The following is a 16,483-nucleotide window of genomic DNA, read 5'->3' as shown; positions in this document are numbered from 1 at the left end:
CTCGCTCCACTAGCATTGGCGATGTTACAGCGAAAGTAGCCAAGGAACTTGATTTCGATACTCGCTCAGCATCGCCTGTAGAAATCCAAAGAGGATAGCCAGACCATGACCGCCAAGCTCGAACGTCTCGTCGACCAGGGTGTGGGCCGTATCCCCGCCGATATCGTGCTGAAGGGCGGCGGCTTCTTCGATCTCGTCACCGGCGAACTCGTTCAATCCGACATCGCCATCGGCGGCGATCGTATCGTCGGCACCTCGGGCAATTATCAGGGTGAAACCGAGATCGATATATCGGGAAAAATAGTCGTTCCGGGCTTCATCGACACACATCTGCACATCGAATCCTCGCTCGTCACACCGCATGAATTCGACCGCTGCGTCCTGCCCTATGGCGTTACCACCGCGATCTGCGATCCGCACGAGATCGCCAATGTGCTCGGCACCGCCGGCATCGAATTCTTTCTCCAATCCGCGCTCGAGACGATCATGGACATCCGCGTCCAGCTCTCCTCCTGCGTTCCGGCGACACATCTCGAAACCTCCGGCGCCGATCTGCCGATCGAGCGCCTCCTGCCCTTCCGCCACCATCCGAAGGTCATCGGCCTTGCCGAATTCATGAATTTCCCCGGCGTGATCCACAAGGATCCCGTCTGCATGGCCAAGCTCGACGCCTTCCAGGGCGGCCATATCGACGGTCACGCACCGCTGCTGACCGGCAACGACCTCAATGGCTACCTCGCAGCCGGCATCCGCACCGAGCATGAATGCACGACCGCCACCGAGGCGCTCGAAAAGATCCGCAAGGGCATGCATATCCTGGTGCGCGAGGGCTCGGTATCGAAGGATCTCGCCGCGCTGACGCCCATCATCACCGAACGGCTTTCGCCTTACCTCGCGCTCTGCACCGACGACCGCAATCCGCTCGACATCGCCGAACAGGGCCATCTCGATCACATGATCCGCACGGCGATCGCAAGCGGCGTCGAGCCCCTGGCGATCTACCGCGCCGCCTCGATTTCGGCCGCCCGCGCCTTCGGCCTCAGGGACCGCGGCCTGGTGGCGCCCGGCTGGCGCGCCGATCTGGTGGTTCTGGACAGTCTGGAAGGTTGCCGCGCCGACATGGTCTTCTCCGCCGGCCGCCGCGTCACCGATACGCTCTTTTCCACGCGCAAACCGGTCGCGCCGATTGGCCTCGACAGCGTCAAGGCCCGCCCGGTCAATGCAGCCCATTTCGGCGTGCCGGCCAGAGAAGGCGAAACATCGGTCATCGGCGTCATGCCGGGCAAGATCATCACCGAGCATCGCCGCTACCGCCTGCCCGTCAGAGGCAACGAAACATCAGTCGACCTTGCCAACGACATCATCAAGGTCGCCGTCATCGAGCGCCACGGCAAGAACGGCAATCATGCCAACGGCTTCGTCCAGGGCTTCGGCCTGAAGAAGGGCGCGATCGCCTCCACCGTCGGCCATGACAGCCACAATATCTGCGTCGTCGGCGTCAGCGAGGACGATATGGCCCGCGCCGCAAACCGCCTCGGCGAGATCAAGGGCGGCTTCGTCGTCGTCGAGGACGGCATGGTCACCGGCGAAATCGCCCTGCCCATCGCCGGCCTGATGAGCCTCGAGCCCTACGAGACGGTCCGCGATACGCTGCACCATCTGCGCAAGGCCGCCTTCGCGCTCGGCGCCACGCTGGAAGAACCCTTCCTCCAATTGGCCTTCCTGCCGCTGCCTGTTATCCCGCACCTGAAGATATCCGACCGTGGCATGGTGGATGTGGACAAGTTCGCGCTGATTGGATGATGCAGCCTGCGAAATGGGCGGAAGGACGACAGGAATTCAGGCTATCGCCAACCTTCCGGCAATTCATCACCCGTGGCGGGTTCCGCATCCGGCACCTTGTCGAGTAGCGTCGAAAGGCCATCCCCGGTCGCGCCGCCTGCCCGTCGCTTGAGGAACTCCTCGGCTGTCTCGACCGCGCCGACCTTCTGTGCAACCGCCGATGCAATCCACTGATTGAGGGAGACGCCGTCTTCCTTTGCGAGACGAGCCGCAGCCGCCTTGATCGAGCTTGGAAGTTTGAGCGGGTAGGTGTTCGTGCTCATTTCCTGATCTCCTCCAGCAATTCCGCGGGCCGAATGACACGGAGCCCGAACCGGTCCTTCACCGCTTCGAAATCCCTGATATTGTGCGTCACCAGCGCATCCGCCCGCCCGTTGACCGCCGCCTCGAATACCAGTTCGTCCTGCGGATCCGAAAGCTGAGGCCGCCAACGGAAATGGACGTCGACCGCCTCGGCCAATGCGGCCATTTCTGCCATCAGCCTGTCGATATCCGGCGGCGTAAACCCGTAAACGGCAATATGCTCCGGACGCTTCAATACCGCCTCGTACTCCAGAAAAAGCGCGGTCGTGACAAGCGGCCTGATCACCTTCTTCGCTGTCAGTTGCAATATCGCGAACGACGCACCGGTTCGGCTGCGAAGAGCGGCGGTCAGGATGTTCGTATCAAGCACGACACGCTTCATTCAAACAACATAATACATCCCATGGGATGTTTCAACGAATTGAATTTTCTATCCGCGCACAGAATCCATCCAGCGCCGCCATCTTCACCGAGCCCTCGCCGACCATCGCTTCGAAGCCCGGCATTTCGAGCGATTGCCTGAGCACCATGTCCTCAGGCAGGCGGAATTCCGCCGGTTTACGGGTCAGGTTGAAAACGAAGAGCAGCTTCTCACCGTCCTTTTCGCGGGTGAAGGCCAGCAGATCCTGGTTGGTGCCGATGAAGCTCATCTCGCCATCGATCAGCGCCGGGTGGCTCTTTCGGAAGGCGAGCGTCCTCCGGTAATGATTGAGCACCGAGCTATCGCTTCCCTCCTGCGTATCCACGGAAAGTGCCGCCTGCTCATAAGGCACCGGCAGCCAGCTCTTTTCGGCGGAGGTGAAGCCCGCATGCGCCTTGCCGGCTTCCCAGGGCATAGGCGTGCGGCATCCGTCGCGGCCCTTGAAGGCCGGCCAGAAGCGGATGCCGTAGGGATCGCGAAGATCCTCGAAGGCGAGTTCCGCCTCCGGCAGGCCGAGTTCCTCGCCCTGATAGAGGCAGATCGAGCCGCGCAGCGCCGCAAGCACCGAGATCGCCAGCTTGGCGATGACAGGACGCTCTTCCGCCGTCAGCGCAAAACGGCTGACATGGCGCATAACGTCATGGTTTGAGAAAGCCCAGCAGACCCAGCCGTCGGTCACAACCTTCTGGAATGCCTCGACGCAGCCGCGAATATGTTCGGCGGTGAACTCCGGTCCGAGCAGGTCGAATGTGTAGCACATATGCAGCTTGTCGCCGCCACTCGTATAGGCGCCAACCGTCTTCAGCGACCGCGCCCCGTCGCCGACCTCGCCGACGGTGGTGCGATCCTCATACTGGTCGAGCAGCACCCGGAAGCGCTTGAGGAAATCGACGTTCTCAGGCTGCGTCTTGTCGTAGAGGTGGTTCTGCATGCCATAGGGATTGCTGTCGGGCGCATCGAGGCCGGCGTCATCCTCATCGGGCTCGTGCGGCGGATTGCTTCTGAGCTGCTTGTCGCAGAAATAATAGTTGACCGTGTCCAGCCGAAAGCCGTCGACGCCGCGGTCGAGCCAGAACTTCACCGTCTCCAGCACCGCATCCTGCACTTGCCTGCTGTGGAAATTGAGGTCCGGCTGCGAGGTCAGAAAATTGTGCTGGTAATATTGCCGACGCACGCCGTCCCACTCCCAGCCCGGCCCGCCGAAGATCGACAGCCAGTTGTTCGGCGCCGTGCCATCGGGCTGCGGATCGGCCCAGACATACCAATCGGCTTTCGGATTGGTCCGGCTCGTCCGGCTCTCGACGAACCAGGGATGCCGGTCTGATGTGTGCGAGATCACTTGGTCGATCACGACCTTGATGCCGAGCCGGTGCGCCTCGGTCATCATCTCGTCGAAATCGGCGAGCGTCCCGAAGATCGGGTCGACGTCGCAATAGTCGGAAACGTCATAGCCCATATCGGCCATCGGCGACTTGAAGAAGGGCGAAAGCCAGATCGCGTCGACACCGAGACTGGCGATATGCGGCAGCCGGCGGGTGATCCCCTTGAGGTCGCCGAGACCGTCGCTGTTGGTGTCCTGAAACGAGCGCGGATAGACCTGATAGATCACCGCGCCGCGCCACCAGTCCGCATTCCCGCCTGCCTGCAATGCCATCGGCTAATCTCCTGCCTCGTTTGCGCCCGCCACACTAAAGCGGACGAAACAAAAGACAACATGTGAGACCGTCATGGAGGTGCTGGAAATGTCGCAATGTGTCGTCGCGATCCAACAAGGGGGAGACGTATATAGGCTTGTCCACAACCCGTTTCCAGCCTCCGGATTTGGGGTTGCAACGCGATTCCTTTGCGATAAGGTGCGCACTGACCTGCACGTAAGAGGTCAAAAGTCGGGAACAGATGTCTAATAAAGGCGCAAAGCCTAGAAAGGTGGACCCACGATGAACCAGTTCACGAAAAAATTTCTCGCCTCCGCAATGTTTGGCACATTGCTGGCGTTTTCGGCGCATGCGGCCACGCTCAACATTCACAATGGTGGCGACCCGCAATCGCTCGATCCGCAGAAACTTTCAGGCGACTGGGAGAACCGTATCGCCGGCGACATTTTCGAAGGTCTCGTCACTGAAGACGCCAAGGACAATCCTGTCCCCGGCCAGGCCGAAAGCTGGACGATTTCACCTGACGGCAAAGTCTATACCTTCAAACTTCGCGACGGCATCAAATGGTCCGATGGCCAGCCGGTAACGGCAGGAGACTTCGTCTTCGCCTTCCAGCGCCTCGTCGACCCGAAGAACGCCGCCGAGTATGCCTATCTGCAGTTCACCATCAAGAACGCCGAAAAGATCAACAAGGGCGAGATCACCGACCTCAACCAGCTCGGCGTCAAGGCAATCGACGACAAGACGCTCGAAATCACGCTCGAAAACGCCACCCCCTATTTCATCAACGCGCTGATGCACTACACGGCCTATCCGTTGCCGAAGCACGTCGTCGAGGCCAAGGGCCAGGACTGGGTCAAGATCGGCAACATCGTCACCAACGGCCCCTACAAGCCGACCGAATGGGTTCCGGGCTCGCATGTAACGACTGTCAAGAACGACCAGTGGTATGGCGCCAAGGACCTGAAGATCGACGGCGCCAAGTTCTTCGTGCTGGAGGATCAGGAAGCGGCACTGAAACGTTACCGCGCCGGCGAATTCGACATAATGACCGACTTCCCAACCGACCAGTATGAATGGATGAAGAAAAACCTGCCGGGCCAAGCCCACGTCGCGCCGTTTCTTGCCAGCTATTACTATGTCCTAAACGCCCAGAAACCGCCCTTCAACGATAAGCGCGTGCGCCAGGCTCTTTCGATGGCGGTCAACCGTGAAGTGATCGGCCCGCAAATCCTCGGCACCCAAGAACCGCCCGCCTACTCCTGGGTTCCACCGGGCACAGCCAATTATGGCGAACCTGCCTATGTCAGCTGGAAGGACCTGCCCTACAAGGACAAGGTCGAAGAAGCAAAGAAGCTGTTGAAGGAGGCCGGTTTCGGACCGGACCATCCGCTAAAGGCGCAGCTCCGTTACAACACCAATGACAACCACAAACGCGTCGCCGTCGCGATCGCCTCTATGTGGAAGCCGCTCGGCGTCCAAGTCGAACTCTATAATGCAGAAACCAAAGTGCATTACGACGAAATGCAGCGCGGTCAGGTGGAAATCGGTCGAGCCGGCTGGATTGCCGACTACAACGATCCAGATAACTTTCTAAACCTGCTGACAACAGGTGTCGCGATGAATTACGGCCGCTGGAGCAATCCCGACTACGACAAGCTGATCAAAGAAGGAAATGCCGAAACGGACATCGGCAAGCGCGCTGAAATCTTCAAGAAGGCCGAACAGTTGGCTCTCGACGACAGCGCTGCAATTCCGCTCTACTACTATGTCTCGAAGAACGTCGTCTCACCGAAGGTCGAAGGCTTCGTCGACAACATCCAGGACATCCACCGCACCCGCTGGCTGTCGATGAAAGAGTAAGGGAAAACGGTCCTTCCCGCCGCGCGCGGGAAGGACCGGCCCACGATCATGATCAAATACGCCCTCCGTCGCCTGCTATCGACGATCCCCGTTTTGTGGATCGCCGTCACAGCCTGTTTTTTCGTTTTGCGCCTTGCCCCCGGCGGCCCGTTCGATGGCGAAAGGCCATTGCCGCCGGTGATCCTGAAAAACCTCGCGGTCCACTACAATCTCGACAAGCCGCTGATCCAGCAGTACCTGATCTATGTCGGCGACCTGCTCCGGGGCGATCTCGGCCCCTCCTTCGCCAGCGAGGATTTTTCCGTCGCCCAGCAGATCATGATCGGTCTGCCCTATACCTTCACCATCGGTACCGCCGCCTTCCTGATCGCCATCATCGTCGGCGTCGCCGTCGGCTGTCTTGGGGCGCTCTATCAGAACAAGACGCCGGACTATATTCTCGGCGCCCTCATCCTGGTCGGCGTCGTACTGCCGAACTTCCTGATCGCGCCCATCCTGCAATTGATCTTCGGCATCCACCTCGCCTGGTTTCCGGTCGGCGGCTGGGGTGACGGCTCGATCAAATACCTGATCCTGCCGATCGTCGTTCTGGCGCTGCCGCATGCAGGCCGCATCTCGCGCATCACCCGCGGCTCGATGATCGAGGTGATGAACCAGAACTTCATCCGCACCGCCAAGGCCAAGGGCATCGGCCCGCGGCTGACCGTCATGCGCCACGCGCTAAAACCGGCCCTGATGCCTGTCGTTTCCTATCTGGGACCGGCGGCAAGCTACCTTCTCACCGGTTCGCTGGTGGTCGAAAGCATCTTCGGATTGCCCGGCATCGGCCGCTACTTCGTCAACGCGGCGCTGAACCGCGATTACGGCATGGTTCTCGGCACGGTCATCTTCTACATGGTGCTGATCGTGTTCCTGAACCTTCTGGTCGACATCGCCTATGCCTGGCTGGACCCGAAAGTGAGAAACCGATGATCCTCAACCCCGCTAAACGCGAACTGCTCGCCCAGGAGCTTCTGGAGGCCGAAGGGCTGGCGCCCGAAGGCCGCTCTCTCACCAGGGATGCGCTGCGCCGCCTGGCGCGCAACAAGGCGGCCGTGCTCTCGATCGTCGTCCTGTCGCTCTTGATCCTCGCCGCCTTCCTCGGCCCCTGGTTCATTCCCTTCAACTACGAGGATCCTGATTGGGCGGCCTTTCGCATCCCGCCGTCGATCGAGACCGGCCATTATTTCGGCACCGACCCGAACGGCCGCGACCTCCTTGCCCGCGTGCTCTACGGCACCCGCATCTCGCTTGCCGTGGCGCTGACGGCGACCGTCGTCTCCGTCGTCATCGGCGTGCTCTACGGCGCGATATCGGGCTATATCGGGGGCAGGCTGGATGCGATCATGATGCGCTTCGTCGACATCATGTACGCGCTACCTTACATCCTCTTCGTCATCCTGCTGATGGTGATCTTCGGTCGCAACGTCTACCTGCTCTTTGCCGCGATCGGCGCGCTGGAATGGCTGACCATGGCCCGCATCGTGCGCGGCCAGACGCTGTCGATCAAACATCGTGAATTCATCGAGGCGGCACGCGCATCAGGGCAGCGGCCGTTGAAGATCATCGTCAAGCACATCATCCCGAACCTCGTCGGCCCCGTGGTCATCTTCGCGGCGCTGACCGTGCCTGAAATCATCGCCACCGAAAGCTTCCTCTCCTATCTCGGCTTCGGCGTCCAGGAACCGCTGACCTCGCTCGGCACGCTGATCGCCGAGGGAACCGATGCCATGGAAAGCATGCCCTGGCTGCTGATCTTCCCGGCAAGCTTCCTCGTGGCCCTGCTGCTCAGCCTGCTCTTCATCGGCGACGGCCTGCGTGACGCGTTCGACCCGAAGGATCGATAGAATGCCCCAGGAAAAAGACATCCTCCTCGAACTCAAGGATTACTCGATCACTTTCGCGACGCCCGACGGCGAGGTGAAAGCGGTCTCGAACATGAATCTCACCGTCCGGCGTGGCGAACGCATCGCCATCGTCGGTGAGTCCGGCTCCGGCAAGAGCCAGACCTTCCTCGGCATCATGGGCCTTCTCGCCAAGAACGGCAAAACGACGGGACAGGCGCTGCTCGAAGGCAAGGACGTGCTGTCGCTGAAGCCGCGCGAGCTCGACCAGATCCGCGGCAAGGACATGGCCATGGTCTTCCAGGATCCGATGACCGCGCTCAACCCGTCGCTGAAGATTTCCTGGCAGTTGACGGAACAGCTGGAGGTTCATCGCGGCCTGACGGCGCGCGCCGCATCGGACGCTGCCCTCGACATGCTGAAACGCGTCGGCATCCCCGACCCGACGCGGCGCTTCCACCTCTATCCGCACGAGCTTTCCGGCGGCATGCGCCAGCGCATCGTCATCGCCATGGCGCTGCTCACCAAGCCGAAGCTGCTCATCGCCGACGAGCCGACGACTGCCCTCGACGTCACCATCCAGGCGCAGATCCTCGATCTCTTCAACGACCTGACAGCGGAGATGAACACGGCGCTGATCATGATCACCCACGATCTCGGCGTCGTCGCCGGCCTCGCCGACCGCGTCGCCGTCATGTATGCCGGCCGTATCGTCGAGGAAGCGCCGGTCGACGAGCTCTTCGACAATCCCGCCCATCCCTATACGGCGGCGCTGCATGCCTCGATCCCGCGCCCGGATCAGGATGTCGACGAGTTGGTCGTCATCCCCGGGCGCCCGCCGAACCTGCAGCACCTACCGAAAGGCTGCAATTTCTCGCCGCGCTGTTCGCAGGTTCAGGACGATTGCATCGACCGTCCGCCGCCGCTCGAAACATTGGCGCCGCGCCATTGCGCCGCCTGCTACCACCCGTTCCCGCGTCGTGAGGAGTTGCTGAACCATGGCTGACCGGTCGCTTCTAAGGGTCGAGAACCTGACGACCCAGTTCGAATTGCCGGCGAAGGGCTTGTTCAAGCCGCCGATTTTCCTCACCGCCGTCAACAATGTCAGCTTCGATCTCGCCGAAGGCCGCACCCTCGGCGTCGTCGGTGAATCCGGCTGCGGTAAGTCCACGCTCGGCCGCTCCATCCTGCGGCTGTTGAAATCGCAGAAGGGCCGCATCCTCTGGCAGGGCCGCAATCTTCTCGACCTCTCGGAGGAGGAAATGCGCGCCGCCCGCCGCGACATGCAGATCATCTTCCAGGATCCGATCGCCTCGCTTGATCCGCGCATGACTGTTGGAGATATCATCGCCGAACCGCTGACCGTTTTCGAGCCGAAGCTTTCGAAGGCCGGGCGCACCGAACGTGTCCGCGAGATCATGACCGCCGTCGGGCTGGTGCCGGAGATGATCAACCGCTATCCCCACGAATTCTCCGGCGGCCAGGCGCAACGCATCGGCATCGCCCGCGCCGTCATCACCAAACCGAAGCTGATTATCTGCGATGAGCCGGTTTCGGCCCTCGACGTTTCGATCCAGGGCCAGGTGATCACGCTTCTGCGCAAGCTGCGCAAGGAATTCGGCCTGACACTGATCTTCATCAGCCACGACCTGTCCGTCGTGCGGCTGATTTCGGACGATGTGCTGGTGCTCTATCTCGGCAGGGTGGTGGAGGCGGGCGACTGCGCCACCGTCTTCGATCATCCGGCCCATCCCTACACGCAGGCGCTCTTTTCCGCAGCCCCCATCCCGGATCCGAAGCTCGCGCGCCTGCGCACCCGCATCCGCCTGCAGGGCGATCCGCCCTCGCCGCTCAACCCGCCGAAAGGCTGTGTCTTCTCGCCGCGCTGCTGGAAGGCGACCGATATCTGTCGCACCGAAATGCCGCCGACAGAGGACGTCCGCCCCGGCCAGAAGGCCGCCTGTTATCATATGGACAGGCCATGAATGAAGCGACAGCCGCATGAAGCGGCCTTCAGTTTGATGACAAATCACCTTAGCACGTCATCCTCGGCCTTGTGCCGAGGATCTGCGAACCTATCGACCGGAGGCAGATGCTCGGCACAAGGCCGAGCATGACGAGGGAGGGGTTGGCGAGTTTTCTAAGTCGTCTGAAAGTCGAGTGCAGCACCTCCGCTCTTTGCAGAAGATCTGCCATCCATCTTTGGGGTGAACTGTTCCGAAAACAGACTTATCTCGGAATCTATAGTCTCCGATAACAAAGATTTAGATGCCACTATGCTATCCCTGTCTTCGCCCGATCATGGGCGAGGGGAACGCATATATGAAATTGAAAGTCTCTGGATTGATCGCGCTTGCCGCCGCAGTCGTCGCCGCTTCCGCCGTGCCGTCGCTTGCCGAAGATCTGAAATTCCAGCTCACCAACGGAACCAATTCCGTCCTGACGCGCTTCTACAGCTCGCCGACGGGCGTCAACAGCTGGGAAGAAGACGTCTTCGGCGACAATGTGCTCAATCCAGGCGAGACCGTGAACATCACCATCGCCGATGGCCGCACCGTCTGCAAATACGACATGCGCTTCGAGTTCGACGAAAACTCGGATCTCGACACGACCGAAGATACGCAGGATCTTTGCCAGATGGGCAGCTACACCATCCACGAATAAGCAGCCCCCGCCGCCGCCCGCCTTCGCCATGTTCGCGAAGGCGGGCTTTTACCTCCTGCGATATCGGCATCCATATATCAACGCTTGTCACTCCGCCTGGCTCCGCGTATCAGCGATTAAGAGCAGTGCGGGAGGACAAGGTGAGCAGACGGTTTCTATCGATCGGTGAATGCATGGTGGAACTCTCGCAGGCAGGCGACGGCCTGCTGCGCAAAGGTTTCGCCGGCGATACTTTCAACACCGCCTGGTATGCCCGCGCCTGCCTTGGCCCCGACTGGTCGGTCGATTATTTTACGGCGCTTGGCGACGACGCCATGTCGGATGAAATGGTGGCCTTCATCGACAAGGCGGGCATCGGCACAAGCCTCATCCGCCGCATCAGGGGTAAAACGCCCGGCCTTTACATGATCAATCTGAAGAACGGCGAACGCTCCTTCAGCTACTGGCGCGACAGTTCGGCCGCCCGCAGCCTGGCCGCCGATCCCGACAGCCTGCGCGAGGCGGTGGAGAGCGCTGACCTCGTCTATTTCTCCGGCATCACCCTTGCCATCCTGCCGCAGGAGGACGCGGCAACGCTGCTCGCCGAAATCCGCCGCGCCAAGGCCGCCGGCAAGCTTGTGGTGTTCGACCCGAACATCCGGCCCCGCCTGTGGTCGAGCTATGACATCATGCACGCGACGATCAGCGAGGGCGCACGCTCCTCCGTCCTCATCATGCCGAGCTTCGACGACGAAGCCGCCCATTTCGGTGACGATTCCATTGAAGCGACGGTCCACCGCTATCGCGCGCTGGGCGCTGTCCATATCGTCGTCAAGAATGGCGCGGACGGGGTCAGGCTGAATTTCGCCGGCGAGGAGAGCTTCGTTCCGGCCGAGAAGGTCGAGCAAGTGGTCGATACCACCAGTGCCGGCGACAGCTTCAACGGCGCCTTCCTTGCGCACTATCTGGAAACAGCGGATGCGACCGCCGCCGCCCGCTTCGCCGCAGGCGTCGCAGCCCGTGTCGTCAGCGAACACGGCGCATTGGTGGCAAAGGAAAAACTCGGATTGGATGGCGGCTAAGCCCGCGCATAGAAATTCGGTACGAATGCCATGTACGAGGCGCTCCCCCGCCTCCTCGGCTGACCCGTTAAAATGGGTAGGACCTCAGGACTTCGTCGGCCGATCGGTCTCGCGAACCGCCTCGTCATGGTACCAGCAACTGTCAAGCGCCGCGTCGCAAATATCGGCGGCCTCGCGCTCCATCAGCTTGGCGCGTTCGAACCGGCTGGCGGCCCGCGGCGGCTTGACAGGAAACTGATAGATCGTTGCGGATTCACGATGGAAACCGGTGGGCATGAGATCGCCTCCATTCAGTTCGGCGCATCGACATTTAACGCCAGGACCATAACACGATGCACATAGTTTATGCAAATTGCACAAATTATATGCATATCCATATTATGATTGATCGATATGCTGTCTACAGCGAAAGCGCCCGCCTATTTGTTCAACACTTCATCACGCCAGGCTAACGCCGAAATTTTCATCCGGTTCCAAGCGGAAAACTCAGTTTCCTGCTGATGATACGGCCTTCAGCCGTCAAAACGGGGTGGTTTTTGCAAAAGCAAAATTCATCCCGACCGGCTGACCTGCGATTTTTCTTGTCCCGGCGGCCGAACTGGCACGCTACGTGCTTTTGAAGGTGCATCCCCTGGCGGTTGGGTGCGCTTGCGCGCCGAGATCGTCTCCGGATTTGCTCACCTTCGTAGCATTGAGAGAGTCACGATGACAAAATATAAGCTCGAGTATATTTGGCTCGATGGGTACACTCCGGTACCGAACCTGCGTGGCAAGACGCAGATCAAGGAATTCGACGTATTCCCGACGCTGGAACAGCTTCCGCTCTGGGGCTTCGACGGTTCGTCGACCATGCAGGCCGAAGGCCGCAGCTCCGATTGCGTGCTGAAGCCCGTCGCCATCTATCCCGACCCGGCCCGCACCAACGGCGCGCTCGTCATGTGCGAAGTCATGATGCCCGATGGCGTCACGCCGCACCCGAGCAACGCTCGCGCGACCATCCTCGACGACGAAGATGCCTGGTTCGGCTTCGAACAGGAATATTTCTTCTACCAGAACGGCCGCCCGCTCGGCTTCCCCGAGCAGGGCTACCCGGCTCCGCAGGGCCCCTACTACACCGGCGTCGGCTACTCGAACGTCGGCGACGTCGCCCGCGAAATCGTCGAAGAGCATCTCGACCTCTGCCTCGCTGCCGGCATCAACCACGAAGGCATCAATGCCGAAGTGGCCAAGGGCCAGTGGGAATTCCAGATTTTCGGCAAGGGCTCCAAGAAGGCCGCCGACCAGATCTGGATGGCGCGTTACCTGCTGCAGCGCCTGACCGAAAAATACGGCATCGACATCGAGTATCACTGCAAGCCGCTCGGCGACACCGACTGGAACGGTTCGGGCATGCATTGCAACTTCTCGACCAAGTACATGCGCGAAGTCGGCGGCAAGGCCTATTTCGAAGCGCTGATGGCGCAGTTCGAAAAGAACCTGATGGACCATATCAACGTTTACGGTCCTGACAACGACAAGCGCCTGACCGGCAAGCACGAAACGGCTCCGTGGAACAAGTTCTCCTACGGCGTTGCCGACCGTGGCGCCTCGATCCGCGTCCCGCACTCCTTCGTCAAGAACGACTACAAGGGCTATCTGGAAGATCGCCGCCCGAACTCGCAGGGCTGCCCCTACCAGATCGCTTCGCAGGTTCTGAAGACGATTTCGGAAGTTCCGACTGCAAGCTCGGCTTCCGCTGCCGCTTAACCTCCCAAACGGCGCCGGTCCAGGACCGGCGCCGTCCTTCTTCCCGCATGAAACCCGCGATCGGCCGCTGACATATTCGCCGGGATCGGGCCGCTGCAAGGCCTGCAAACGCTGGCATGCGGCTGTAATATTTCCATCATGGTCATGCCTCAGAATAGGCAAGCGGGAATCGCCGTTCCGGAACCCCGCTTTGGGGCTAAGCGTTGGCATTACCCATGCAACGCGGATGGAAATCGTGACATGCTGCAACGTCCGGCAAACACTCATCACAGCGAGAGCTGGGCCAATGCTACAGCCGCCGGCAACCTGCCGGAACGCTTGGTGATCGTCACCGACGCCTGGCATCCGCAGGTCAACGGCGTCGTGCGCTCGATCGAGAACACCAATCGCGAGCTGGCGAAGATGGGCGTGGCTGTTTCGATGGTGACGCCTGAGCGCTTCAACAGCATCCCCTGCCCGACCTATCCCGAGATCCGCCTGTCGATCGCCAATTACCGCCGCATCGCCGGTGAAATCGAAAAACACAATCCTTCCTATGTGCATATCGCCACCGAAGGACCGCTGGGGCTGACCGCCCGCCGCTGGTGCCTGCGCAAGGGCATGCCCTTCTCCACCAGCTATCACACGCGCTTTCCCGAATATGTTTCGGCCCGCCTGCCGATTCCGCAAAGTTGGCTCTATGCCTTCGTACGCTGGTTCCACAATGGCGGCGCCGGCTGCATGGTCGCGACACCGAGCCTTGCTCGCGAGCTTTCGGCCCGCGGCATCAAAAATCTGATGCCCTGGACCCGGGGCATCGACGCCACGCAATTCCATCCCATGCCGCTTGAGGAGCAGCCATTCGGCCTCCCTCGCCCGATCTTCATGACGGTCGGCCGCGTGGCGCTGGAAAAGAACCTGCCGGCCTTTCTCGATCTCGACCTGCCCGGTTCGAAGGTTGTCGTCGGCGACGGCCCGGCACGCGCCGAACTGGAGCAGCGCTATCCCGATGTGCATTTTACCGGCGTGAAGTTCGGCGAGGATCTGGCGAAAGCCTATGCCCAGGCCGACGTCTTCGTCTTTCCCTCGCTCACCGACACTTTCGGCAACACGATCCTTGAAGCGCTGGCATCGGGCGTGCCGGTCGCAGCCTATCCGGTCACCGGCCCGCTCGACATCATCGGCGAGGACAGCGAGGTCGGCGCCCTCGATGCGGACCTGCGCACCGCCTGCCTTGCCGCCCTCTCCGCCTCGCGCGCCAAGGCGCGCGCGCTTGCCATGCAATATTCCTGGGAAGCGGCGACGACGCAGTTCATCAACAACATCCGCGCCGCCAACGGCGTCATCACGCCGAAATGGAAGAAGGCCTGGCAGTTCGCCAAGTCGCTTCCGAGAAGCAGAAAACCCGGCGAAACCGCCGGGCCTTTGCCGTCCTCGGACTAATCGTTTTACTTGTGCAGCGCGCTGCGAAGCGTGTCGTTGGCTACCTTGATCGCACTGCGGACCGCCGGCGTTTCGGTAATCGCATTCAGCAGCACGAAGTCGTGGATCGTACCGTTGTAGCGGATCGAGGTGACTTTGACGCCGGCCTGGCTGAGCTTGCGGCCATAGGCGTCGCCTTCGTCGCGCAGCACGTCGTTTTCATCGGTGATGATGAGAGCCGGCGGCAGGCCGTTGAGCTGCTCGAGCGATGCCTGCAGCGGCGAAGCTGTCGGCTCCTTGCGCTTGGCCTCATCGGGCAGGTAGGCGTTCCAGAACCACTTCATCGCTTCCTTGGTCAGCCACGGACCATTGGCGAACTCATTATAGGAGCCATTGTCGAAATTGGCGTCGGTGACCGGGTAGAACAGCACCTGCTGGTCGATGGCAGGACCGCCGCGCTCCTTGGCAAGCAGCGTCACCACCGCCGCCATATTGCCGCCGACGCTATCGCCCGCGACCGCCAGCCTGCCGGCGTCGACGTTGAATTCCTTGGCATGCTCTGCGACATATTTGGTCGCGGCATAGGCCTGCTCGATAGCCACGGGATAACGGGCTTCAGGCGAGCGTTCGTAGTCGACGAAGACGACGGCGGCATTGGCGCCATTGGCGATTTCGCGCACCAGCCGGTCATGCGTGTCCGCATCGCCCAGCACCCAGCCGCCGCCATGGAAATAGAGAATAACCGGCAGTGTGCCCTTGGCATGCTCAGGGCGGACGATGCGCAGCTTGATGCTGCCGGTCGGGCCTGTCTTGATGACCTTATCCTCGACCTCAGCGGCAAGCTTCTTGACGTCGCCCTTCTGCGCGCCGGCCAGAACATTGCGGGCATCGGCCGGCGACAGCGTGTAGATCGGCTTGCCGCCGGCAAGGCTATCGATGAACTTCTGCGTTGTCGGCTCGAGCACCGGATCGGCCAGCGCGCCGACGGCGGAAGCTGCCAGGAGTGCTGCTGCGGAAACTGCGGTCTTGATGGTCGACATTGTCCTGTCCTCTCGGTTTTTCGATGTTCGTTCTGAACACGGCTTTATATCGCGCACGATTATTTATCGGACAATTTAAATTTCAGCATACCTGCCATGCGGAAAAAACGCTTGCGATTATTTATCGCACGATATATTTTTGCTCAGCTCTGGAGATGACCATGCAGGATCAGCTGAAGCTCGATAATTTCATCTGTTTTGCCGTCTATACGGCAAGCCATGCCCTAAACCGGGTTTACAAGCCGCTGCTCGACGCCCTCGCTCTCACCTATCCGCAATATCTGGCCATGGTCGCCCTATGGGAGCAGGACGGCCAGAGCGTCGGCAGCCTCGGCGAAAAGCTCTTCCTGGAATCGAGCACGCTGACGCCCCTGCTCAAACGCCTGGAAAGCGCCGGCTATATCAGGCGCGAGCGCAGCAGCGAGGACGAACGCGTCGTCGTTATCCGCTTGAGCGAGGCGGGTATTCGCTTGAAGGAAAAGGCGATCGGCATCCCTGGCTGCATCGTGGAAGCGAGCGGACGTGATGCAACGGATCTGACCAGGCTCCAGGCCGAGATCGTGGGGTTGCGCGAGGCGTTGAATGGAAGCGTGGCTTAGGTTCA

The 16,483-nt window shown here is 60.8% G+C and carries 16 protein-coding genes; 11 read left to right on the top strand and 5 right to left on the bottom strand.

Annotation, left to right across the window (positions count from 1 at the left end; translation table 11 throughout):
• Positions 1-105 precede the first annotated feature (105 nt).
• Positions 106-1,803 carry an adenine deaminase gene (gene ade / locus QMO80_RS18980; RefSeq protein WP_283197891.1) on the top strand — a complete coding sequence of 566 codons (1,698 nt, stop codon included), beginning with the start codon at positions 106-108 and terminating at the stop codon, positions 1,801-1,803.
• Positions 1,804-1,844: 41 nt separating this feature from the next.
• Here ade and QMO80_RS18975 read toward each other — a convergent pair whose 3' ends face one another.
• From QMO80_RS18975 to QMO80_RS18965, 3 genes are read right to left on the bottom strand one after another with little or no spacing between them, the layout of a single operon-like run.
• Positions 1,845-2,105, bottom strand: a complete 261-nt coding sequence (locus QMO80_RS18975; protein ID WP_283197890.1) for a toxin-antitoxin system HicB family antitoxin — start codon at positions 2,103-2,105, stop codon at positions 1,845-1,847.
• Entirely contained in the window at positions 2,102-2,527 is a 426-nt protein-coding gene (locus QMO80_RS18970) for a putative toxin-antitoxin system toxin component, PIN family (RefSeq protein WP_283197889.1), read from the bottom strand. Before QMO80_RS18970 ends, QMO80_RS18975 begins: the two co-directional genes overlap by 4 nt.
• Before the next feature lie 31 nt (positions 2,528-2,558).
• Complete coding sequence (locus QMO80_RS18965) at positions 2,559-4,220, bottom strand: alpha-glucosidase (protein WP_283197888.1); 1,662 nt, start codon at positions 4,218-4,220, stop codon at positions 2,559-2,561.
• Between the two features lie 283 nt (positions 4,221-4,503).
• Between QMO80_RS18965 and QMO80_RS18960 the strand changes: the two genes are divergently transcribed.
• From QMO80_RS18960 to QMO80_RS18930, 7 genes are all read left to right on the top strand, one after another.
• Positions 4,504-6,084: a peptide ABC transporter substrate-binding protein gene (locus QMO80_RS18960; RefSeq protein ID WP_283197887.1), complete on the top strand. Its 1,581-nt coding sequence runs from the start codon at positions 4,504-4,506 to the stop codon at positions 6,082-6,084.
• Between the two features lie 48 nt (positions 6,085-6,132).
• A complete protein-coding gene (locus tag QMO80_RS18955; RefSeq protein ID WP_049736129.1) occupies positions 6,133-7,056 on the top strand; it encodes an ABC transporter permease subunit in 924 nt (307 codons plus the stop codon).
• On the top strand, positions 7,053-7,970 hold the full coding sequence (locus tag QMO80_RS18950) for an ABC transporter permease (RefSeq protein ID WP_283197886.1): 918 nt from the start codon (positions 7,053-7,055) through the stop codon (positions 7,968-7,970). Before QMO80_RS18955 ends, QMO80_RS18950 begins: the two co-directional genes overlap by 4 nt.
• 1 nt (position 7,971) lies before the next feature.
• Complete coding sequence (locus tag QMO80_RS18945) at positions 7,972-8,973, top strand: ABC transporter ATP-binding protein (protein WP_283197885.1); 1,002 nt, start codon at positions 7,972-7,974, stop codon at positions 8,971-8,973.
• On the top strand, positions 8,966-9,952 hold the full coding sequence (locus QMO80_RS18940; RefSeq protein WP_283197884.1) for an ABC transporter ATP-binding protein: 987 nt from the start codon (positions 8,966-8,968) through the stop codon (positions 9,950-9,952). Before QMO80_RS18945 ends, QMO80_RS18940 begins: the two co-directional genes overlap by 8 nt.
• A gap of 337 nt (positions 9,953-10,289) precedes the next feature.
• The gene (locus tag QMO80_RS18935) at positions 10,290-10,631 is read left to right on the top strand and encodes a hypothetical protein (RefSeq protein ID WP_283197883.1); all 342 of its coding nucleotides are present in this window, start codon (positions 10,290-10,292) and stop codon (positions 10,629-10,631) included.
• Positions 10,632-10,771: 140 nt separating this feature from the next.
• Positions 10,772-11,692, top strand: coding sequence for a sugar kinase (locus QMO80_RS18930; protein WP_097626598.1), 921 nt, complete (start codon positions 10,772-10,774; stop codon positions 11,690-11,692).
• 84 nt (positions 11,693-11,776) lie between these two features.
• Here the strand turns inward: QMO80_RS18930 and gstI are convergent, their stop codons facing one another.
• A complete protein-coding gene (gstI, locus tag QMO80_RS18925; protein WP_097626596.1) occupies positions 11,777-11,968 on the bottom strand; it encodes a glutamine synthetase translation inhibitor GstI in 192 nt (63 codons plus the stop codon).
• Between the two features lie 429 nt (positions 11,969-12,397).
• Between gstI and QMO80_RS18920 the strand changes: the two genes are divergently transcribed.
• Complete coding sequence (locus QMO80_RS18920; RefSeq protein WP_283197882.1) at positions 12,398-13,438, top strand: glutamine synthetase beta-grasp domain-containing protein; 1,041 nt, start codon at positions 12,398-12,400, stop codon at positions 13,436-13,438.
• Positions 13,439-13,678: 240 nt separating this feature from the next.
• Entirely contained in the window at positions 13,679-14,860 is a 1,182-nt protein-coding gene (locus tag QMO80_RS18915) for a glycosyltransferase family 1 protein (RefSeq protein WP_283197881.1), read from the top strand.
• Positions 14,861-14,865: 5 nt separating this feature from the next.
• Here QMO80_RS18915 and QMO80_RS18910 read toward each other — a convergent pair whose 3' ends face one another.
• A complete protein-coding gene (locus QMO80_RS18910) occupies positions 14,866-15,879 on the bottom strand; it encodes an alpha/beta hydrolase (protein WP_283197880.1) in 1,014 nt (337 codons plus the stop codon).
• Positions 15,880-16,040: 161 nt separating this feature from the next.
• On the opposite strand from QMO80_RS18910, the gene QMO80_RS18905 reads away from it, so the two are divergent.
• Positions 16,041-16,478, top strand: coding sequence for a MarR family winged helix-turn-helix transcriptional regulator (locus tag QMO80_RS18905; RefSeq protein ID WP_283200227.1), 438 nt, complete (start codon positions 16,041-16,043; stop codon positions 16,476-16,478).
• Positions 16,479-16,483 lie beyond the last annotated feature (5 nt).

The organism is Rhizobium sp. BT03, assembly GCF_030053155.1.
Classification (GTDB): Bacteria; Pseudomonadota; Alphaproteobacteria; order Rhizobiales; family Rhizobiaceae; genus Rhizobium.
The sequence above is the reverse complement of the archived record's forward strand: the minus strand, read 5'-3'. Positions and strand labels throughout refer to the sequence as shown.